Origin of the sequence: Metasolibacillus sp. (assembly GCF_025291715.1) — a bacterium.
Classification (GTDB): domain Bacteria; phylum Bacillota; class Bacilli; order Bacillales_A; family Planococcaceae; genus Metasolibacillus; species Metasolibacillus louembei.
Window position 1 is genome coordinate 114,081 of the sequence record NZ_JAMBIZ010000005.1, and the last position, 20,727, is coordinate 134,807.

The 20,727-nt window shown below is 37.4% G+C and carries 20 protein-coding genes; 19 read left to right on the forward strand and 1 reads right to left on the reverse strand.

From position 1 onward, the window contains the following. The first annotated feature begins 25 nt into the window (after nt 1-25). The 8 genes from M3Z76_RS05435 to M3Z76_RS05470 all read left to right on the forward strand — a co-directional run bounded on the left by M3Z76_RS05435 (nt 26) and on the right by M3Z76_RS05470 (nt 8,242). The gene (locus tag M3Z76_RS05435; protein ID WP_293921259.1) at nt 26-283 is read left to right on the forward strand and encodes a DUF3243 domain-containing protein; all 258 of its coding nucleotides are present in this window, start codon (nt 26-28) and stop codon (nt 281-283) included. Nucleotides 284-669: 386 nt separating this feature from the next. Beyond that, complete coding sequence (locus M3Z76_RS05440) at nt 670-1,455, forward strand: DUF3388 domain-containing protein (RefSeq protein WP_293921258.1); 786 nt, start codon at nt 670-672, stop codon at nt 1,453-1,455. Between the two features lie 8 nt (nt 1,456-1,463). Beyond that, a complete protein-coding gene (locus tag M3Z76_RS05445; protein ID WP_293921257.1) occupies nt 1,464-2,345 on the forward strand; it encodes a helix-turn-helix domain-containing protein in 882 nt (293 codons plus the stop codon). Nucleotides 2,346-2,407: 62 nt separating this feature from the next. Then, on the forward strand, nt 2,408-2,986 hold the full coding sequence (gene pgsA, locus M3Z76_RS05450; protein WP_293921255.1) for a CDP-diacylglycerol--glycerol-3-phosphate 3-phosphatidyltransferase: 579 nt from the start codon (nt 2,408-2,410) through the stop codon (nt 2,984-2,986). Nucleotides 2,987-3,002: 16 nt separating this feature from the next. Then, nucleotides 3,003-4,244 carry a competence/damage-inducible protein A gene (locus tag M3Z76_RS05455; protein ID WP_293921254.1) on the forward strand — a complete coding sequence of 414 codons (1,242 nt, stop codon included), beginning with the start codon at nt 3,003-3,005 and terminating at the stop codon, nt 4,242-4,244. A 143-nt stretch (nt 4,245-4,387) separates the two neighbouring features. Next, the gene (gene recA, locus M3Z76_RS05460; RefSeq protein WP_293921253.1) at nt 4,388-5,455 is read left to right on the forward strand and encodes a recombinase RecA; all 1,068 of its coding nucleotides are present in this window, start codon (nt 4,388-4,390) and stop codon (nt 5,453-5,455) included. 340 nt (nt 5,456-5,795) lie between these two features. Continuing rightward, on the forward strand, nt 5,796-7,358 hold the full coding sequence (rny, locus tag M3Z76_RS05465) for a ribonuclease Y (protein WP_293921380.1): 1,563 nt from the start codon (nt 5,796-5,798) through the stop codon (nt 7,356-7,358). Between the two features lie 86 nt (nt 7,359-7,444). Next, nucleotides 7,445-8,242: a TIGR00282 family metallophosphoesterase gene (locus M3Z76_RS05470; RefSeq protein ID WP_293921252.1), complete on the forward strand. Its 798-nt coding sequence runs from the start codon at nt 7,445-7,447 to the stop codon at nt 8,240-8,242. 18 nt (nt 8,243-8,260) lie between these two features. Here M3Z76_RS05470 and M3Z76_RS05475 read toward each other — a convergent pair whose 3' ends face one another. Then, a complete protein-coding gene (locus tag M3Z76_RS05475) occupies nt 8,261-8,545 on the reverse strand; it encodes an RNA polymerase alpha subunit C-terminal domain-containing protein (protein ID WP_293921251.1) in 285 nt (94 codons plus the stop codon). A 135-nt stretch (nt 8,546-8,680) separates the two neighbouring features. Between M3Z76_RS05475 and M3Z76_RS05480 the strand changes: the two genes are divergently transcribed. The 11 genes from M3Z76_RS05480 to M3Z76_RS05530 all read left to right on the forward strand — a co-directional run bounded on the left by M3Z76_RS05480 (nt 8,681) and on the right by M3Z76_RS05530 (nt 20,714). After that, the gene (locus M3Z76_RS05480; protein WP_042472077.1) at nt 8,681-8,947 is read left to right on the forward strand and encodes a stage V sporulation protein S; all 267 of its coding nucleotides are present in this window, start codon (nt 8,681-8,683) and stop codon (nt 8,945-8,947) included. A 192-nt stretch (nt 8,948-9,139) separates the two neighbouring features. Further along, the gene (locus M3Z76_RS05485) at nt 9,140-9,886 is read left to right on the forward strand and encodes a C40 family peptidase (protein WP_293921250.1); all 747 of its coding nucleotides are present in this window, start codon (nt 9,140-9,142) and stop codon (nt 9,884-9,886) included. 109 nt (nt 9,887-9,995) lie between these two features. Next, nucleotides 9,996-10,406, forward strand: coding sequence for a hypothetical protein (locus tag M3Z76_RS05490; RefSeq protein WP_293921249.1), 411 nt, complete (start codon nt 9,996-9,998; stop codon nt 10,404-10,406). Between the two features lie 392 nt (nt 10,407-10,798). Then, nucleotides 10,799-12,532 (forward strand): 2-oxoacid:acceptor oxidoreductase subunit alpha, encoded by a 1,734-nt coding sequence (locus M3Z76_RS05495; RefSeq protein WP_293921248.1) that lies wholly within the window; start codon nt 10,799-10,801, stop codon nt 12,530-12,532. A 2-nt stretch (nt 12,533-12,534) separates the two neighbouring features. Next, nucleotides 12,535-13,401: a 2-oxoacid:ferredoxin oxidoreductase subunit beta gene (locus M3Z76_RS05500; RefSeq protein ID WP_293921247.1), complete on the forward strand. Its 867-nt coding sequence runs from the start codon at nt 12,535-12,537 to the stop codon at nt 13,399-13,401. Nucleotides 13,402-13,547: 146 nt separating this feature from the next. After that, a complete protein-coding gene (locus M3Z76_RS05505) occupies nt 13,548-15,068 on the forward strand; it encodes a methyl-accepting chemotaxis protein (RefSeq protein ID WP_293921246.1) in 1,521 nt (506 codons plus the stop codon). A gap of 36 nt (nt 15,069-15,104) precedes the next feature. Beyond that, on the forward strand, nt 15,105-15,467 hold the full coding sequence (locus M3Z76_RS05510; RefSeq protein ID WP_293921244.1) for a 2-oxoglutarate ferredoxin oxidoreductase subunit beta: 363 nt from the start codon (nt 15,105-15,107) through the stop codon (nt 15,465-15,467). 149 nt (nt 15,468-15,616) lie between these two features. Next, nucleotides 15,617-15,916 carry a hypothetical protein gene (locus M3Z76_RS05515; RefSeq protein ID WP_293921242.1) on the forward strand — a complete coding sequence of 100 codons (300 nt, stop codon included), beginning with the start codon at nt 15,617-15,619 and terminating at the stop codon, nt 15,914-15,916. A 214-nt stretch (nt 15,917-16,130) separates the two neighbouring features. Then, on the forward strand, nt 16,131-17,669 hold the full coding sequence (gene miaB / locus M3Z76_RS05520) for a tRNA (N6-isopentenyl adenosine(37)-C2)-methylthiotransferase MiaB (RefSeq protein ID WP_293921241.1): 1,539 nt from the start codon (nt 16,131-16,133) through the stop codon (nt 17,667-17,669). Continuing rightward, entirely contained in the window at nt 17,669-18,103 is a 435-nt protein-coding gene (locus M3Z76_RS05525) for a YlbF/YmcA family competence regulator (RefSeq protein WP_293921240.1), read from the forward strand. Before miaB ends, M3Z76_RS05525 begins: the two co-directional genes overlap by 1 nt. A gap of 532 nt (nt 18,104-18,635) precedes the next feature. Beyond that, nucleotides 18,636-20,714 carry a putative bifunctional diguanylate cyclase/phosphodiesterase gene (locus M3Z76_RS05530; protein ID WP_293921379.1) on the forward strand — a complete coding sequence of 693 codons (2,079 nt, stop codon included), beginning with the start codon at nt 18,636-18,638 and terminating at the stop codon, nt 20,712-20,714. The last annotated feature ends 13 nt before the right edge of the window (nt 20,715-20,727 follow it).

Consider the following 20,727-nt stretch of genomic DNA (forward strand, 5'->3'; position numbering starts at 1 on the left):
AATTGTGCAAAGGAGGCGAAAATGGATGAGCATTTTAGAAAACTGGCAACAATGGACAACATTTTTAGGCGCTCAAGTAGAGGATGCTAAAGACAGCGGTATGCCAAACAAAGTCATTGAAAAAGCCGCTGTGCAAATTGGTAACTACTTAGCGGAACATGTTGACCCGAAAAACGAGCAGGAGCGTGTGCTATCAGATTTATGGTCAGTGGCAGAATCTGATGAGAAAAAGGCCTTGGCAAGCTGTCTCATCAAGCTTGTGCAAAATAATCGAGTACAATAAAGCAAACCGCAATAGGTTGTCTGAAAGCAGGTTAGCGCTGCTTTTCAGACAACCGTTTGCTATTTTGTGAACGCTGTAAACATGAGTTTTGTATGTTTTATAGAGGCTCTTATAATGCTCATATAAGGATAAAACATCCTGCTAATGGCTATAAATTTTATTTTCTTTTAATAAAGGTATTTGGATTGTGTTAAATTTTACATATTTTATTCGTGAAAGTATTAATTTTAAATAAAATTGGCTCCTTTTAATTAGAGCATATAGAATAAAAAATTTAAAATATAGTGGGAAAAGCGTTGTTTCTAACTTTTCATACGTTGTAAAATCAGCTATGATGGAACTTATAAAGTGATTTTACGTTTCTATAATGAAAGGGACGGATTTTGATGAGCGAATGGTATTTTGAATACGAAATTCAAGTGAATCGCCCTGGTTTATTAGGTGATATTTCATCTTTACTAGGTATGCTGCGTGTAAATATTGTGTCGATTAATGGTGTTGCACAGCAAAGGCGAGGTATGTTGCTGGAGTCGGAGAATGATGAGGCGATTCAGCGCTTTCAATCGATTGTGACGACGATGGATAATATCAATGTCACAAGATTTCGCGTGCCAAAATTGCGCGATCGTTTAGCAATGCGACATGGTCAATATATTCCAAGAGATGCTGATGAAAAAAATACTTTCCGATTTGTGCGGGATGAATTGGGGATTTTAGTTGATTTTATGGCAGAGCTGTTTAAGCAAGATGGTCATAAATTAATCGGTATTCGTGGGATGCCGCGAGTTGGAAAAACAGAGTCTGTTGTTGCTGCAAGCGTTTGTGCCAATAAAAAATGGATTTTTATTTCATCGACAATGATTAAGCAAACAATTCGTAACTCGCTTATGGGGGATGAATTTAGTAGCAATAATATATTTATTTTAGATGGTGTTGTCACACGAAAATCGACGGATGAAAGGCATCAGCAGCTTGTGCGTGAGATGATGAGCATGCCGACAATAAAAGTGATTGAGCATCCAGATATTTTTGTGCAGCATTCGCAATATACGATTGAAGATTTCGATTATATCATTGAAATTCGGACACACCCTGATGAAGAAATCACATACGAAATTATCGAAAAAAACGATATGATGTCAAGCTCTGATTTTGGAGGATTTAATTTTTAGCAAAGTAGGTGTTATTGTTGACAGATTTAGGAGCTCGCTTGAAAGAAGCGAGATTAGCTAAAGGGCTTAGCTTAGATGATTTACAGGAAGTAACAAAAATTCAAAAGCGCTATTTAGTAGGAATTGAAGAAGGTAACTATTCGATTATGCCTGGCTCATTTTATGTACGAGCATTTATTAAACAATATGCAGAGGCGGTTGGACTAGACCCGGAAGAGGTATTAGCGAACTATCAAAAGGATGTGCCTGGTGCTCAGCAGGAAGAGGTTGCACAGGCCTATACGCAAAATACGAGACGACGTCGAATTACACCAAGGTCCTCCAATAAAATATTAGAAATGATGCCGATGATTATCGCTGCATTATTTATTGTTGTGATTATTGTTTTTTCATGGTACTTATACCAGCAAAAGGCGGCAAATAAATTGCCACCAGAAGAAGGTGAAACGCAAACACCGGTGCAAATGGACAATAATAAAGGGATAGCTGACAATAAAGACAAAGACAGCGAAGAGGAAGCGGAGAAGCCAGAGGAGCAAGAAAAGGAAGAAGAGCCTGTTGAAGAAGTAACAACACAGGTAGTTACACAAACGGCTATTAATGGCGAGGATGTTATGTTCGAAGTAACGGGTACGACAGAATTAAAAATTCGTACAGAAGTTGCTGAAAACAGCAGCTGGATTGCCTTCCGTAATGCACAGGGAACGGACAATTTAGGAAAAGAATATTTCCAAGGTGAAATAGCTGAGTACGATGCAACAGCGGATGGCTATGTAAGAATTCGTTTAGGACGCAATGCCTTTGTGAAAGTGTATGTGAATGATGAGCTGGTGACTTCGACATCTGACTCAGTAATACAAAACTATATTATTCAATTAGCTCAACAATAATCAACAAAGTAGCCATGTCGATGTATATGGCTTCTTTGTTTTAAAATGAAAGGTGCTTAGTCATGAATATTCCAAATAAAATTACAGTTTCGCGCATTTGTTTAATCCCCCTTTTTATGATTGTTATAATGTTTGATTTTGGATGGGGAAATATGACCTTTTTTGGCGCTGAAATGCCCGTTCACCATTTTGTTGGCGCAATGATTTTTATCGTTGCTTCTGTTACAGACTGGATAGATGGCTATTATGCGAGAAAGTATAACTTAGTCACAAATTTTGGGAAGTTTTTAGATCCGTTAGCAGATAAACTATTAGTATCTGCTGCACTTATTTTGCTTGTAGAGCTTCAACTAGCTCCAGCATGGATTGTCATCATTATTATTAGCAGGGAGTTTGCTGTGACAGGCTTGCGTTTAATTTTAGCTGGTGAGGGTGAAGTTGTTGCGGCAAATCAATTAGGGAAAATTAAAACATGGGCACAAATTATTGCAATCTCAGCATTGCTACTACATAATACGATTTTTACGATGATGGGCATTCCATTTGATAAAATTGCACTTTATGTAGCACTATTTTTCACAATATGGTCTGGCTGGGATTATTTCTACTTAAACCGTCGTGTGCTGCTAGATTCTAAATAAAGAGAGGTTATCCTTTATGAATGCAGAAATTATCGCAGTTGGCTCAGAGCTTTTGCTTGGACAAATTGCCAATACGAATGCCAAATTTATTTCGAGTCAGCTATCAGAGTTAGGCATCAATGTTTATTACCATACAGTAGTTGGTGACAATGCGGCGCGACTTGAGGAAGTAATAGCAGCTGCTGAGAAGCGTGCGGATATCATTATTTTTTCAGGCGGCTTAGGACCAACAAAGGATGATTTGACAAAGGAAACGATTGCACGTCATTTAGGTGTAGAGCTGGCATTTGATGAAATAGCATTGACGTATATTGAAGCGTTTTTCGAACGTCTAGGTCGACCAATGACAGAAAATAATCGCAAGCAGGCATTAGTATTAGCAGGGTGTGATGTGTTAGCAAACCATCATGGTATGGCACCAGGGATGCTTTTTGAGCAAAATGGTAAAACCTATATTTTATTACCTGGACCACCGAAGGAGCTAGAGCCGATGTTTCAATTTGAAGCAAAGCCGAAGCTAGCAGCTCGCTTGACAGATGGCGCGGTGATTGTATCCCATGTTATGCGCTTTTACGGTATTGGAGAGGCGGAACTAGAAGTTGCTGTGCAGCATATTTTAGACAGCCAAACAAATCCAACGGTTGCGCCACTAGCATCGGATGGAGAGGTCACATTGCGCGTTACAGCGAAGGCTGCCAATGAGCAGGAGGCGATTGCTTTAATTGATGCTAAAGTAGCAGAAATTCAAGCGATTGTTGGACAATTTCAATATGGCATTAATGATGATTCACTTGCCTCGAAAACTGTGGAAATATTATTAGCCAAAAATTTAACGATTGCAGCAGCTGAAAGCTTAACAGCAGGTTTATTCCAATCTGAATTAGCGGAGGTACCTGGGGTAAGTGGCACTTTAGTTGGTGGTGTTGTCACATATAATGAGCAAGCAAAAATAGAGCAGCTTAGCATTGCCTCTGAATTATTTGCTCAATACGGCGTTGTAAGCAGTGAATGTGCAGCTGCAATGGCACAAAGCGTACGTGCAAAATTTGGCACAAATGTTGGGATTGGCTTAACGGGTGCTGCGGGACCAGATATGCATGGTGGGCAGCCTGCAGGCACTGTATGGATCGGCATTAGCATTGAGGGACAAGAGGTACAAACATATAAATTACAGCTTTCAGGTATGCGCAATACAAATCGTTTACGAGCTGTGAAATTTACATGTAGTTATTTATTGCGATTGCTTAATGAAAAATAAAATTTGGGCGTATTTTTACGTCCAAATTTTTATTTTCAAACAAAAACGAAAATACGTTCGCTTTTTTGTTGCTATTTTCTCAAAGAACAAGTATAGTAGTGTTATAAACAAATCTAACCTTTTTTAGAGGAGGAACAACTATAGTGAGTGATCGTAAAGCAGCCTTAGAACAGGCGTTAAAACAAATTGAAAAACAATTCGGTAAAGGTTCTATTATGAAGCTTGGCGAAACGACAGATCGTGAAATTGCAACATCTTCAAGCGGCTCGTTAGCGCTGGATGCAGCATTAGGAGTAGGTGGCTATCCACGTGGACGTATCATTGAAATTTATGGACCTGAGTCTTCTGGTAAAACAACTGTTGCCCTACATGCGATTGCAGAAGTACAAGCAGCAGGTGGACAAGCCGCATTTATCGATGCGGAGCATGCGCTTGATCCAATTTATGCACAAAAATTAGGTGTAAATATAGATGAGCTATTACTATCACAGCCTGATACAGGGGAGCAAGCTTTAGAAATTGCGGAAGCATTAGTACGAAGTGGTGCAATCGATATTTTAGTTATTGACTCCGTAGCAGCACTTGTGCCGAAAGCGGAAATTGAAGGTGAGATGGGTGACTCTCACGTAGGTTTACAAGCGCGTTTAATGTCACAGGCATTACGTAAGCTATCTGGTGCGATTAACAAATCAAAAACATTAGCAATTTTCATCAATCAAATTCGTGAAAAAATTGGTGTTATGTTTGGTAATCCTGAAACTACACCAGGTGGCCGTGCATTAAAATTCTACTCTTCTGTTCGTTTAGAGGTACGTCGTGCAGAAACAATTAAGCAAGGCAATGATATGGTTGGTAACAAAACGAAAATTAAAATCGTAAAAAATAAAGTAGCACCACCATTCCGTACAGCAGAAGTAGATATTATGTATGGTGAAGGTATTTCGAAGGAAGGCGAAATTGTCGACTTAGGCGTAGAGCTAGATATCGTACAAAAAAGCGGTTCTTGGTATGCATATGGTGATGAGCGTTTAGGGCAAGGTCGTGAAAATGCGAAGCAATTTTTAAAGGAAAATCCTTCTGTACGTGAAGAAATTGCCGATAGAATCCGTCAGTCTTATGGTATTGCAGCTTCAAACTACACAATTGGTGGTCATGAGGAAGATGAAGAAATGGATGAAGAATTAGCATTATTATTAGATGAAGAAAAATAAAAGTAACTAAAGCTATTTGAAGGGGACAACCCTTCAAATAGCTTTTTTGAATGATGAACAATTCAAAAAAGTAACAGGTACCTCTGTCCATCAAGCACAATACTAGGTGCAAAGCTTTATGAAAAAAGTAGTGTAACGTATCATTTTTCCATCAACTTTTTTTAGCAATGATTGTAAAGAATATGTCATACATATGGCGGCAATCCTTGACAGCGCAATGACAGAACTATACAATTAAAATTGTATAATTTCTAAAAATTGAAATGAAAAATGATTAATTGTTTACAACAGTTAATCAATAAAAACAACATGAAATTGGCACTTGGAGGTGTTTAGTATGATGGAAGTAATTATAAGCATCTCCGCTTTGCTTGTTGGACTCATCGTTGGTGCCGCTGTTAGCTATTTCTACATGAAAAAAGTGAATGACTCAAAAATCACGGGTGCTACGCATACTGCAAAGTCTATCGTTGAAGAAGCGAAACGTGAAGCAGATGCATTGAAAAAAGAAGCACTACTTGAAGCGAAAGATGAAACTCACAAATTTCGAAATGAAGCAGAGAATGACATTCGTGAACGTCGTTTAGAACTTCAAAAACAAGAGAACCGTTTATTGCAAAGAGAAGAAAATCTTGACCGCAAGGATGAAACTCTCAATAAAAGAGAAGCCGGTTTAGAGCGTAAGGAAGAAGCTCTAACGGACAGACAACAGCATATTGAACAGATGGAAGGCAAAGTGGGAGAACTCGTTACAGCCCAAAAACTAGAGCTAGAACGTATTTCTGCATTAACGCGAGAAGAAGCGAAAGCGATTATTTTGAGCGAAGTAGAAAATGAATTAGCGACAGATATTGCTGTAATGACGAAGGAATCAGAAACACGTGCGAAAGAAGAATCTGATAAAAAAGCGCGCGAAATTTTATCGTTAGCACTACAACGCTTTGCAGCTGATCATGTGGCAGAAACAACAGTATCTGTTGTAAACTTGCCAAATGATGAAATGAAGGGACGTATTATTGGGCGAGAAGGGCGTAATATTCGTACGCTTGAAACGTTAACAGGTATCGATTTAATTATTGATGATACACCAGAAGCAGTTATTTTATCTGGATTTGATCCAATTCGCCGTGAGACAGCTCGGATGGCACTTGAAAAACTTGTGCAAGATGGACGTATTCACCCAGCAAGAATTGAAGAGATGGTTGAAAAATCTCGTCGTGAAGTGGATGAGCAAATTCGCGAAACAGGTGAGCAAACAACATTTGAAGTTGGTGTTCACAACCTACATCCAGACTTAATGAAAATTTTAGGTCGTATGAAGTACCGTACAAGCTACGGACAAAATGTTTTAAAGCATTCTATAGAAGTTGCCCATCTTGCTGGTTTACTGGCAGCAGAGCTTGGAGAAGATGTAACTTTAGCAAAACGCGCAGGTCTTTTACATGATATCGGTAAGGCGATTGATCATGAGGTGGAAGGAAGCCATGTTGAAATTGGTGTAGAGCTTGCAACAAAATATAAAGAGCATCCAGTTGTTATTAACAGTATTGCTTCGCATCATGGGGATACAGAAGCAACTTCTGTTATTGCAGTACTTGTTGCAGCAGCCGATGCTTTATCAGCAGCACGTCCGGGTGCACGTAGCGAAACGCTTGAAAATTATATTCGTCGCTTAGAGAAGCTAGAAGAAATTTCAGAAAGCTATGATGGTGTTGAAAAATCTTATGCGATTCAAGCTGGCCGTGAAGTGCGCATTATTGTTCAGCCTGATAAAATCGATGATATTACCTCACACCGCTTAGCGCGAGATATTCGTAAGCGTATTGAGGAAGAACTTGATTATCCAGGGCATATTAAAGTAACAGTAATTCGTGAAACACGTGCAGTAGAGTACGCAAAATAGCAATAGAGAGGGGGCTGTAGGGAAAGCAGATATTTATCTGCTCACCAACAGCCCTCTATATATTTTAGAAATGGGTGGATGAACAAATGAAAATTTTATTTATTGGAGATATTGTTGGCTCAATCGGTCGCGATGCGGTAGCTAAATATTTACCACGCTTGAAAAGTAAATATAAAGTAGATGTTGTGATTGCTAATGGAGAAAATGCGGCAGCAGGTCGTGGCATTACGCGTAATATCTACAATGACTTATTGCAAATGGGCATTGATGTGATTACGATGGGAAATCATACGTGGGACAATAAAGATATTTTTGATTTTATTGATGATGTAGACTATTTAATTCGTCCAGCTAATTTTTCGAAGGATGCTCCTGGTAGAGGTGTAGCACAAATTACGAAAAATGATGTGACATTATCAGTTATTAATTTGCATGGACGTGTATTTTTGCCACCTCATGAAGATCCGTTTGCAATGGCAGATGAATTAGTAGCAGAGGCACGCAAAATATCACCACTTGTTTTTGTCGATTTCCACGCAGAAGCAACAAGTGAAAAAATTGCCTTAGGCTGGCATTTAGACGGAAAGGCATCGGTAGTCGTTGGCACACATACACATGTGCAAACAGCAGATGCACGCATTTATCCAAATGGAACAGCTTACATTACAGATGTCGGCATGACAGGACCATACGATGAAATTTTAGGAATGACGAAGGATAGTGTTATTTATAAATTCCAAACAAATATGCCTGCCCGCTTCGAAGTGCCGAAAAAAGGACGTGAAGTGCTAAGTGCCTTTTTCGTTGAGGTTGATGATAAAACAGGTAAAGCATTGCGCCAAGAGCGTATTTATATTAATGAGGATTATCCATTCACTCCATAACAAAGGGACTAGGCTTTTTTACTTAAAGCTTAGTCCTTTTTCTTCTAATGCAGCACGCATTGTCGGCATTGATGCTGGACCGATGCCATGCAGCTTTAAAATTTCCTTTTCTGTATGCTGTGCAAGTTGCTCCAATGTTGTAATCCCCTCATGAATTAATGCATTACGGGCTGGTGAGGAAAGTCTCGCTAAAAAGCCTTCCACAGGTTTGTTTTCTTGCTCGCATTTTGGACATGTATTACAATCAGTGCTTTTATAATAGCGATGCCCTTTTTCACAAATGCGTAATGTTTTTTCTCTCATGCCAATTCCCCCTCTTTATAAAAATATACAGTAATTCTAATCTATTTGTCATGTTCCATTCTCTTCAAGCATACAATGACCTACAGACAATAAATAAAAAGTTGTCTCGATCATGCAAAATGGGGAGGAATAGTTGTGGATTCATTAAAAGTATCATCTCGCTCAAATCCAAATTCTGTTGCAGGTGCATTGGTTGCCGTCATTCGAGAGCAAGGCTTCGTGGAAATGCAAGCAGTGGGAGCGGGAGCACTCAACCAGGCCGTGAAAGCAGTCGCGATTGCAAGAGGCTTTGTAGCACCAAGCGGCACTGATTTAATTTGCGCACCAGCATTTGCAGATATTACGATTGCAGGGGAAGATCGAACAGCACTTAAGTTGGTTGTAGAAAAAAGAAACCGATAACGTACAAAGTCGTCAATTTAGTGAGAGCTAAGTTGGCGGCTTTTTTACTTTAATGAATATTTTCTTAATTGTATTAAATAAATATATTATTTGTAAACATAAAATATTTTTAATATTTACAAAAGTAGAAATATATTTTATTGTTTTATAAATGGTATTTTTAAAAATAAAAGGAAGATAGGAAGTGGAATAATGAAGAGTATACTAACTAAAACAAGGAAATATTTTTTAGTTCCAACATTTGGTCTTATTTTAGTATTTGCTTTATTTAATCAACAAGCATTTGCAGATAGTGAAACTGATGAAACGATAGAATTTAACAATGATATGAATCAAATATCATCAATCAATCAGAATTTGAACAATGATTCTAGTGAAGAAGATATTTTAAGTGAAAATAATAAGAATGAAGAAGATATTATCACACTTTTTAATGTAGAAATAGGAGGAGATGGGGGAGGAACAACGTATTATCCTAATAAGACAATTCCTATGAATGTTGGGGATCTTTTGATTTCAACAAATTATTCTCTTGATACAGCATTAGTTGGGCATGTAGGGATAGTCGGTCCAGATTTGTATGTTTATGAAGTTACAAAATTTGGATTAGGTGCTCGTACTTCAATTACCAGTTATATTGGTAAACATAATACCGCAAATTTAGGAGTGTATCGTGTGAATGGAGCATCAATTTTTGAACGTTATAATGCAGGCAAATTCGCAAAAAATAATTATATGAATGTCAAATCGTATGCGGCTTTAGATGGTAACCCATACAATATTACAACAAGTTATTGTTCAGAGTTTGTGTGGCATGCATACTACAAGGCAAATTATACAATTCCTGGTCTTACAAGTTTAAGTTTGTGGACAGAGGCATATGGTATTACTCCTAGACAATTAGCTGACAATACATCTTATATTGGAAGTCTAAAATAATATATTTTATGACAGGAAGTACTCATTGTTGGTGTTTTAATTATATCGAAATTATTAGTCTAAGTAGAATTTCTCAGAACTTCAAAACACCAAAGAAAGGAAGTTGCTAATGAATACACCATTTTTTATTGTGGTTAATCCTATACTGGCAATGATTATTAGTATACTTTTTTATTTTATAATTGGAAACCTATATGATTTACCCATTCAAGAAGCAGTAGTGATACCTACTGGAGTCATATTATTTTTAATTTTAGTTATTCCTTGTTATTTATTAACAATTACATTTTGGCACTTCAAGAAAAAAAAGCTAGCTATTTGCTTTTTTATCATCAATATTTTGATGGGTTTTGGTATGACCTATTACTTAATTAGTATACATTTTTTAAGAGTACATTTTCCAATTGAAATAGTAAAACATCTAGTGGTGAGCTTTGTACTTGTTGGTTTAATTAGTTTGTATTGTGTACTAGGACTACACTATAAACTAATAGGCCGATCAAAAAGAGTAATTTCATAGACTTGTTTTTATTAACCTTTTCAATCCATATGAAAATGAATTGAAAGGGTTTTTATAATTTTATCTAAACATATTATAATTAAATATTTATCAATTATGCCTCAGCATAAATATTTTTGAGAAAAAAAGTCTGCAAAACTTGGATGCAGACTTTTTTTATTAAATCTAAAAAATGCTATCATCATACCAGTATTTACTAATAAAATTGTAAAAAATGTAATTATATTGTATTATATATTTTGAAATAAAACCTATCTAAAAACTAGACTTTTTTTCAGCCAAAGGACTGAAATTTTGCAGAATTACATATTTACAATAGTACAGACACCATCTTCGTGTTAAACTAATGTAGGAAATTCATATATAAAAACGGAATTTAAGGAGATGTTTATATGTTACATCAGCTTTCATGGAAAGTCGGTGGGCAACAAGGGGAAGGTATTGAAAGTACAGGCGAAATTTTCGCAACTGCGATGAACCGTTTAGGCTATCACTTATACGGTTACCGTCATTTCTCTTCTCGTATCAAAGGTGGCCATACGAATAATAAAATTACAGTACGTCCGACAGAGGTTCGTTCGATTGCGGACGATTTAGATATTTTAGTGGCATTTGACCAAGAGACAATTGATGTTAATTATAAAGAATTAACAGCAACAAGCATTATTTTGGCAGATGCTCGCTTTGAGCCAGTAGCACCTGAGGACTGTGTAGCACCATTATTTGCAGTGCCTTTTACTGAAATTGCATCAGAATTAGGTACATCATTAATGAAAAACATGGTGGCAATCGGTGCAACAACTGCCTTGTTAAATTTAGATGAAACGGTATTCCAAAGCGTTGTAGAAGAAATTTTCGGACGCAAAGGTGAGGAAGTTGTTGCGAAAAACATTGAGGCGATTCAAAAAGGGCGTGAAGCCATCGCTGAACAAATTGGTGACCGTGTTGGGGAATGGGCGCTAGCACCAGCTGATGGGCAGCGTCGTCTATTTATGATTGGCAACGATGCGATTGCACTTGGCGCAATGGCAGCTGGCTCTCGCTTTATGGCAGCATATCCAATTACACCAGCATCTGAAATTATGGAATATATGATTAAAAAACTACCATTAGTTGGTGGTGCAGTCATTCAAACTGAGGATGAAATTGCGGCAGCAACGATGGCAATTGGCGCAAACTATGGCGGTGTACGCTCATTTACAGCATCTGCAGGTCCAGGACTTTCTTTAATGGTTGAGGCAATTGGCTTATCTGGTATGACAGAGCAGCCGCTTGTTATTATTGATACGCAGCGTGGTGGCCCATCAACAGGCTTACCAACAAAGCAAGAGCAATCAGATTTAATGGCGATGCTATACGGCACGCACGGTGAAATTCCGAAAGTGGTCATTGCCCCTTCTACAATGGAAGAAGCATTTTTTGATACAATTCAAGCATTCAATATCGCGGAGCAATTACAATTACCTGTTATTATCATGACAGATTTACAGCTATCGTTAGGGAAGCAAACTGTTGCTCCATTTGACTATAGCAAAATTGAAATTAAACGTGGTAAAATCGTCGAGGCAGTAGAGGACGAGGAAACAAAAGATTACTTCAAGCGCTATGAAAATACAGAGGACGGCGTGTCGCCACGTATTTTACCAGGGACAAAGGGCGGTATTCACCACGTAACAGGTGTAGAGCATGATGAAACAGGAAAGCCATCTGAAGCGACAGGCAACCGTCGCACACAAATGGATAAACGTATGCGTAAGCTAAACTATTTGCAGTTTGATACACCAATTTATGCTAATGCACCACATGAGGAAGCAGATATTTTACTTGTTGGCTTTAACTCAACGCGTGGTGCAATTGAGGAAGTACAGGAAACATTAAACGCAGAAGGCATTAAAACAAACCATGCACATGTTCGCTTACTATTCCCATTCCCAGCAGAAGAAATGGCACAGCTAGCAGACAAGGCGAAGAAAATTATCGTTGTTGAAAATAATGCAACAGGCCAATTAGCAAATATTTTAAAAATGAATATTGGTGCACATGCCAAAACATCAACAATTTTAAAATATGATGGTACACCATTTTTACCACGTGAGCTAACAAACTTAGTGAAGGAGAAGATTTAATCATGGCAACATTTAAAGATTTCCGCAATGCAGTGAAGCCAAACTGGTGTCCAGGCTGTGGTGACTTCTCGGTACAAGCGGCGATTCAACGCGCTGCGGCAAACGTAGGTTATGAGCCACATGAATTAGCAGTTATTTCAGGTATCGGCTGTTCTGGGCGTATTTCAGGCTATATTAATTCATATGGCTTCCATGGTATTCATGGTCGTGCGTTACCAATTGCACAAGGCTTGAAAATGGCTAATAAAGATTTAAAGGTCATCGCATCAGGCGGTGACGGTGATGGTTTTGCGATTGGAATGGGCCATACAATCCATGCAATTCGCCGTAATATCGATATTACGTATATCGTCATGGATAACCAAATTTATGGCTTAACAAAAGGGCAAACATCGCCGCGTTCAGCAGCAGGCTTTATTACAAAATCAACACCAGGTGGAGCAATTGAGCCATCTTTGAAACCACTAGAAGTAGCGTTAACAAGTGGTGCAACATTCGTTGCACAAGGCTTCTCAACGGATATTAAAGAGCTGACAGCATTAATCGAAGCAGGCTTAAACCATAAAGGCTTTTCATTTATTAACGTCTTCTCACCATGTGTAACGTATAATAAAGTGAACACATATGATTGGTTTAAAGAAAATTTAACCAAGTTATCTGAAATCGAGGGCTATGACCATACAGACCGTTCATTAGCGATGCAAACAGTAATGGAAAAAGAAGGACTTGTAACAGGTGTTATTTACCATGATCAAGAAACAACTTCTTACCAAGAAAAAATTACAGGCTATTCAGAGCTACCATTAACGGATATTGATATTAGCTTATCAGAGGATCAGTTTGATCAACTGTTAAAAGAATTTATGTAAAACAAAAACCTGTGGGAATTTAATTTTCCTACAGGTTTTTGTTTTAAGAGACAATAGTACTATAACAAAACTTTAACATTCCCTTTACATCATATTTATACAGTTCATATATGCTTGTTCCATATAGTAAAAAAGGAGCATATATAATGAAATATGTTAAAGTAAAGGACAAGCTCATGTTATTAATGCTTGTTTGTGTTATTTCCAATATCGTCATTTCTATTTTTTGTATGGACTATTTAAGAAAAATGGAATGGCATGCACAGCAAATATATGAGCAAAAATTACAAAGCATGTACGTGTTAAAATCAGCAGAAGCGCTAACGCTAGCAGGAAAAACAGAGGAAGCGCAAGGATTAATAAATGAAGCACCTTATTTAGCATTCGATTCGAAAATGGATTTTTATTTGAAGCAGCTAAAGACAGAAATAAATGAAGCCAACATACGAGAGGTAGTTGATTATGTACTTACTCGCACAGAGCAACAAATTATAAATTATGAAAAGGATATACATAGAGGCTATTTCATCATTATATTTATTTCGTTGATGATGGTGGTGCTTGTAGTCATTTTAAGTTTTACTGCCTCAAGCTCTGTGCGTAAGCCAACTAAGCAATTGAAAAGCTTATTAAAGCGTGCCGAGCAAGGTGATTTTACACAAAAAGCAATTTATACATCGCGAGATGAGCTTGGGGAGCTGCTGCTTTGCTACAATCACATGGTAGAGGAAGTAAAAGGCTTATTAGAAGTTGTGAATCGTAGTGCAAGCGTTGTAGGGGAAGCCAATGGAAACATTCGCACGAGCTCTGAAACGATGACTCTCTCTGCACAGCAAACATCTAAAAATACGGATGAAATTGCTCAAAGTATTATGGAATCGACAGCCCATTTAACATCGAATACAGCGATGATTCAAGAGGTCGCAAGCAATATTACAGTTGTGACAAATCGCGTGCAAATGATGAAGGAAAATATTGCTGAAACAGTGCAGCAAGCTAAAGATGGCGAGCAAGAAATTGCATCGAATATGTCACAAATGCACCTAATTGAGCAAGCAATGCTAGAGGCAGATGCGAAAATGCGTAAACTAGAGCTACAATCACAGGAGATTTCAAAGGCTGTTGATATTATTCAGGAAATTGCCAATAATACGAGTCTGCTTGCGCTGAATGCAGCGATTGAGGCAGCGCACGCTGGAGAAGAGGGCAAAGGCTTTGCTGTTGTAGCAAATGAAGTGAAAAAGCTAGCACAACAATCATTAGATTCGACGAAAACAATTACGACAATCGTGAAAACGATACAGCAAGATACAAAAACGGCTGTTAATATGATGGAAGTCGCAAGCGAGGCAGTTCATTCTGGCATTGAAGTAACGACGAACACTGCGACGCATTTCCGAGCGATTGCTACTCGCATTGAACATATTGAACCGCATATTGCGGACATATCAAGTACAGTCGAAAAAATGTCGCAATATGCACAAAATGTGGCGGATCAATCAAGGAAGTTAAGCGAGCTATCAGAGGAGAATGGTAGCCAAGTTGAACAAATTGTGCAACAAACAGCAAAGCAACTTGATATTACGACAAATATGCACGAGCAAATTCAGTACATTTCAAAAAATACGCGTGCTTTAACACATGCACTCAAGAAATTCGTTGTATAATTACTAGAGAGAGCAATGAATTGAGGTGCAATTTAATTGACGAACATCATAGATTTTATTGCAAGGCATGAGCAAAAGGAATTAACGAAATTACAGCGCACAGTGGAATGCAGTTATGATCAGGTAGACGAGTTGAAGCGATTCGTCGAGGCACAGCAGCTACAAATTAAGGACCATACACTATTTTTAGCTTTTTTACTTTATTTACAAGAGCATCATATTGATGCATTAACGATTTTTAAAGATGTTTTCTCGATACCGCGATATAAATTTGAACATCTATACAATATGAAATGGTGGTCTGTCGTGCAGCTAGGCTTTACTTTTTTAGCTATTTTAAAAGACAATGAACCAGCGGAATATGAGCGGTTTTTTAATAAAATGAAAAGCCTGAACTAATTTTTAGTATCTTCCTTCAAGCATGGCGTAAGGAGCAATTAAATTCATTAGATGATATTTTAGCTCGCTGGCTACTCTTATTAGGAATGGTCGATGCACGTAAACAGAAAGTATATGATGATATTTATAATGAATTGGAGGTATTAGCTTTGAAAGATGAACGTTTACAACAAGCCTTTGATACATGGCAAGAGCTTAGTCAAAACCCAGATACAATCATCGCCTACCACTCTCGTTTAAAAACAATCATTGATGCGGAAGCCAAACTAGATTATGCGCGACATCAAGGAATTGAGGAAGGAATCCAAAAAGGAATACAGGAAGGCTTAGTCCAACAAAATAAGCAAATTGCGCAAAAAATGATAGCAAAAGGAAAAAGCGATGAAGAAATTCAAGATCTAACGGAGCTACCTTTAGAGGAAATTCAGCGTCTACGATTAGGAAATTAGCGTCGTTTTTACTGTTTTCAAGATAGATAATCATTCACCTTTGTTCTTACTTTATTTTAATAAAATGCACACAATTTCATCAATTTAACTAAAAAATTCACACAAACTCCTCAACAATTCAAGCGTGAATAGTGTTCTTTCTTAGGAAATTCGTTATAATAGTTTAATGGATATTCGTATGCACGAAATCAATTGAAAGGAGTTTATGAGCTCAATGAATGAGGAACAACGTTTAGCAAGCAAGCAAGTGAATCAGCCAAAGCCTGCTGCTGAAAAGGATTACAGTAAATATTTTGAAAAAGTATTCACAGCTCCTTCTTTAAAAGACGCAAAAAAGCGCGGGAAAGAGGAGATTAAATATCATAAGGATTTCACGATTGACGAGCAGTTTTTAAATATGGGGAACGGGCGTAATTTTTACATCCGCACATACGGCTGTCAAATGAACGAGCATGACACTGAAGTAATGGCAGGTATTTTCATGCAGCTTGGCTATGAGCCAACAGAGGAAATCGAGCAGGCGGATGTCGTGCTGCTTAATACTTGTGCGATTCGTGAAAATGCGGAAAATAAAGTGTTTGGTGAGCTTGGCTTCCTTATGAAATATAAGCGCAAAAATCCAGAAATGTTAATTGGCGTCTGTGGTTGTATGTCGCAGGAAGAGTCGGTTGTCAATAAAATTTTAAAAACGTACCAGCATGTAGATATGGTATTTGGTACGCACAATATCCACCGTTTACCACATATTTTAAAAGAAGCCTATATGTCGAAGGAAATGGTCATTGAAGTGTGGTCAAAGGAAGGCGATGTTATTGAAAATCTTCCGAAGCAACGACTTGGTTCGATTAAAGCATGGGTAAACATTATGTATGGCTGTGATAAATTCTGTACGTATTGTATCGTGCCATATACGCGCGGTAAGGAGCGTTCACGTCGACCAGAGGAAATTATCGCAGAAGTGCGTGAGCTAGCAGCACAAGGCTATCAGGAAATTATGCTGTTAGGGCAAAATGTTAATGCGTACGGCAAGGATTTTGATGATATTACCTATCGTTTAGGTGATTTAATGGACGAGCTGCGCAAAATCGATATTCCACGTATTCGCTTTACAACGAGCCATCCGCGGGATTTCGATGATCATTTAATCGAGATTTTAGCGAAAGGCGGCAACTTAGTCGAGCATATTCATTTACCTGTACAGTCAGGCTCAAATGAGATTTTGAAAATTATGGCACGTAAATATACGAGAGAGCATTTCCTTGATTTAGTGCGCAAAATAAAAGAAGCAATGCCCGATATTGCATTATCAACAGATATTATCGTTGGCTATCCAAACGAAACAGAGGAGCAGTTCCAAGAAACTTTGGATTTATATCGTGAAGTAGGCTTCGAAATGGCTTACACATACATTTATTCACCACGTGAAGGCACACCTGCTGCGAAAATGGTCGATAATGTACCGATGGAAGTGAAAAAGGAGCGTCTGCAACGCTTAAATGCAGTTGTAGAGGAGCTATCGAAGGCAGCGTTACAAAAGCTTGAAGGTGAAATGGTAGAAGTGCTTGTAGAAGGTAGTAGTAAAAAGCGTGATGATGTGTTAGCTGGCTATACACGCAAAAATAAATTAGTAAACTTTGAAGGTCCAATGGAGTTAGTTGGACAGCGAGTAAATGTAAAAATTTTAGAGGCGAAAAATTACTCGTTACGCGGTGAGTTTGTGGAGATTGTAAAACGACATGAGGTGCATAGTTAATGACAACATATTATACAAAAGATGAAATCGTTGCAAAGGCAAAAGAAATTGCGCATATGATTGCAAATACAGAGGAAGTAGAGTTTTTCAAAAAAGCAGAAGCACAAATTAATGAAAACCAATTTGTGCGTGAAAAAATTGCTTCGCTAAAAACGTTGCAAAAGCAAGCAGTAAACTTCCAACATTTAGGGAAAGAAAAAGCATTAAACATGATTGAAGGTAAAATTGATGGCATCGAACAGGAAATTGATGAAATTCCTGTTGTCCAACAATTTAAACAATCACAAATGGATGTAAATGATTTATTGCAATTAGTATCAAATGCAATTGCAAATGAGGTAACAAATGAAATTATTGAATCAACTGGCGGCGACTTATTGCGCGGTGAAACAGGTTCAAAAGTAGAAAACAGCACACCTGGTAGCTGTTCATAAAGACTAAAGAAGTACGGAAAAGCACACGGTTTTATTGCTTTTCCGTACTTCTTTCTTTATTATGATTCAGCAGCTCTTTTACGTACTGAAAGCGAAGCGCACTCGATAAAATAAAGAATAATTAACTACCTGAAAATACATAAATCTATTCAAAATAATTTGTCGAATAGTATGGAAAATGGTATAAATAAGTAAAATGAACTAATGGAATATATAGCATTCTTATACATTTGATTGATAGAGTATTGACTTAATAAAAATAGCAGGCGTGTTTTGCAAGAGAAAATGCATTCTTCTATAGCCTTTACTTGTTCATTGGAGCCTGTGGAAAGCGCCTCTCGCAACGGAAATGAACAAATTTTTTAGTAGTCTCTGTAAAATAAAGGCTAATTAACACGGCTGTAAAAATATATTGAAATGGAATCGGCTAAATGATATGAGTGAGCCAATGTATAACCATAATATTGTTGATAGGGGACAATTGTATTTTAGCTTGTGTTAAGTAGCAAAACAATTTGAATCAGTATTAGTTATTTTAGATGCACAAAATCAACACAGTATTATATATGCAAATAATATTTTCACACGCATGGTTGAATATCATCATGATGAACTAATCGGCTCTACATTATCGTTATTAACAGGGCCTTTAACTGACGTAAATAGTGAAGCGCTTATTTTAGAAAGCCTCCAACAAGGGCTATCATTGAAATTATCAATATTTCATTATCGAAAAGATCAAACTGCCTTTTGGAATGAACTATCGATTCTACCAATAAGAGATCATGAAAGCATCGTGCAGTTTTATATTGTTGCTGCGCGAGATATTACCGATTCGATTAATGTTGAAGCGCTGATTGCGGTAGAGCGTGAGGCCTATTCGGAATTAGAGCAAGGAGCAGATATTGCCGATGTTTTAGCACATCTTTGCCGACATATCGCTACAACGTTTCAGAAAAAAAGCTATACTTGTATATTTTTAATTGAAGAAAATCGTTTGAAATTAGTTGCTTCTAACACTTTGCCGAAAAAAATAAGAAATATATTTGCATCTGTTGATAATTTGCATTTAGATTATAACAACTTTTTCCAACATATTATAAAAGATCGCTATATTATTCACCATTTAGAGCAGCAGCAAGAAGAGTGGGCAAGTATATTACAGCAAAAGGATATAGAAGCAGTTTGGCATCAAGCGATTAAAACACCTGAAGGAGAGCTTGTTGGTATTTTTTCTTTATTTTTTGAGGAGTCTATTAAATTTCCACGTCAAAATGAAATCAAATTTTTAGATCGAGTTGCGCCAATTATTACACTAGCTTTAAAATATTTTAATCAAAAAAAGGAAATTTTACAGTTAGCTTATTATGATGAAAAAACGGGATTGCCTAATTTTGCATTGTTTCAAAATGAATTAAACCAGCTTTATCAAGAGGATTGTAGTGGCGTTATTTGTATTATTGAGCCTGGGGAATATCAAAAAGTGGTCGATTTATATGGACGGCAAGGGGGCGATGCATTATTGCTACAATTGGCACAGCGAGCGATGTTGATTCCTGCATTTGAAAATGCCTTGATTGCGCGCTACACCAATTCCTCTGTTATTTTAGCCAGCAAGTATACGATTGATGAGGAGCTAGAGGGGCTATTACATGAAATTATCGTTGAGCCTTTTTCAATTGAAGGAAAAAGCGTATATATTACGTTAAAAATTGGCACTTCAAACTATGACCAATCTATTTTAATTACAGAGGCGGTCAAGCGTGCCGATACAGCATTGTCTGTTTCTTTAAAAAGCACTGGCACGACGTTGAAAGTGTACGATGAATCACAAATGCAAACGCTACAGCTTGAAATGGAAGTTTTATCATCGTTTTCATATGCATTGAAAAATATGGAATTCACACCTGTCCTGCAACCAAAAGTAAATATTCAAACAGGTGAAATTGAAGGCTTTGAAGCATTGGCACGTTGGTTTTCAGAAAGCTTAGGCTTTGTATCGCCTGCTATTTTTATTCCTGTTGCAGAGAATACAGGGAATATTCATAAAGTAGACCGTGTTATTTTTAGAAAAATTTTAGCGTGGCAAAAGATGCGCCAAGATGCTGGGAAAAAAATGTACCAAATTGCTGTTAACATATCACCTACTCATTTTTATGACCCCAGTTTTGTAGAAAGTATGAAGCTGCTTATTACTGAATATGGTGTTGAACCACGCTATATTAAATTTGAAATTACAGAAAGCGTTGAGCTGGAAAATATGATACGAGCAAAGGGGATTATTAATGAAATGAAGGAATTTGGCATTGCGATGTCTATTGATGATTTTGGTGTTGGTTACTCCTCTCTCGGTTATTTGAAGGAATTGCCCTTTGATGAAATAAAAATTGATAAAAGCTTTATTGATTATTTATCAGATGAGCGGATGAATGCAGTTGTTCGTACATTGATTCAATTATCAGCAGATTTAAATATGAAATCTGTTGCAGAAGGTATAGAAACAGAGGCGCAGCATTTAGAGCTGCAAAAAATTGGCTGCCAAGTAGGACAAGGCTACTATTATTATAAGCCAATGACTTTAACAGAGGTTGAACAACTATTAGATTATTAATAAATAGCTGTCG

Excerpts from the sequence above, each read along its gene's own strand:
- M3Z76_RS05470 (WP_293921252.1), top strand. The coding sequence starts at position 7,445 with ATGAAAATTTTATTTATTGGAGATATTGTTGGCTCAATCGGTCGCGAT.
- M3Z76_RS05495 (WP_293921248.1), top strand. The coding sequence starts at position 10,799 with ATGTTACATCAGCTTTCATGGAAAGTCGGTGGGCAACAAGGGGAAGGT.
- M3Z76_RS05440 (WP_293921258.1), top strand. The coding sequence starts at position 670 with ATGAGCGAATGGTATTTTGAATACGAAATTCAAGTGAATCGCCCTGGT.
- M3Z76_RS05490 (WP_293921249.1), top strand. The coding sequence starts at position 9,996 with ATGAATACACCATTTTTTATTGTGGTTAATCCTATACTGGCAATGATT.
- M3Z76_RS05485 (WP_293921250.1), top strand. The coding sequence starts at position 9,140 with ATGAAGAGTATACTAACTAAAACAAGGAAATATTTTTTAGTTCCAACA.
- M3Z76_RS05500 (WP_293921247.1), top strand. The coding sequence starts at position 12,535 with ATGGCAACATTTAAAGATTTCCGCAATGCAGTGAAGCCAAACTGGTGT.
- pgsA (WP_293921255.1), top strand. The coding sequence starts at position 2,408 with ATGAATATTCCAAATAAAATTACAGTTTCGCGCATTTGTTTAATCCCC.
- M3Z76_RS05525 (WP_293921240.1), top strand. The coding sequence starts at position 17,669 with ATGACAACATATTATACAAAAGATGAAATCGTTGCAAAGGCAAAAGAA.
- M3Z76_RS05455 (WP_293921254.1), top strand. The coding sequence starts at position 3,003 with ATGAATGCAGAAATTATCGCAGTTGGCTCAGAGCTTTTGCTTGGACAA.
- M3Z76_RS05475 (WP_293921251.1), bottom strand. The coding sequence starts at position 8,545 with ATGAGAGAAAAAACATTACGCATTTGTGAAAAAGGGCATCGCTATTAT.
- M3Z76_RS05505 (WP_293921246.1), top strand. The coding sequence starts at position 13,548 with ATGAAATATGTTAAAGTAAAGGACAAGCTCATGTTATTAATGCTTGTT.
- M3Z76_RS05435 (WP_293921259.1), top strand. The coding sequence starts at position 26 with ATGAGCATTTTAGAAAACTGGCAACAATGGACAACATTTTTAGGCGCT.
- rny (WP_293921380.1), top strand. The coding sequence starts at position 5,796 with ATGGAAGTAATTATAAGCATCTCCGCTTTGCTTGTTGGACTCATCGTT.
- miaB (WP_293921241.1), top strand. The coding sequence starts at position 16,131 with ATGAATGAGGAACAACGTTTAGCAAGCAAGCAAGTGAATCAGCCAAAG.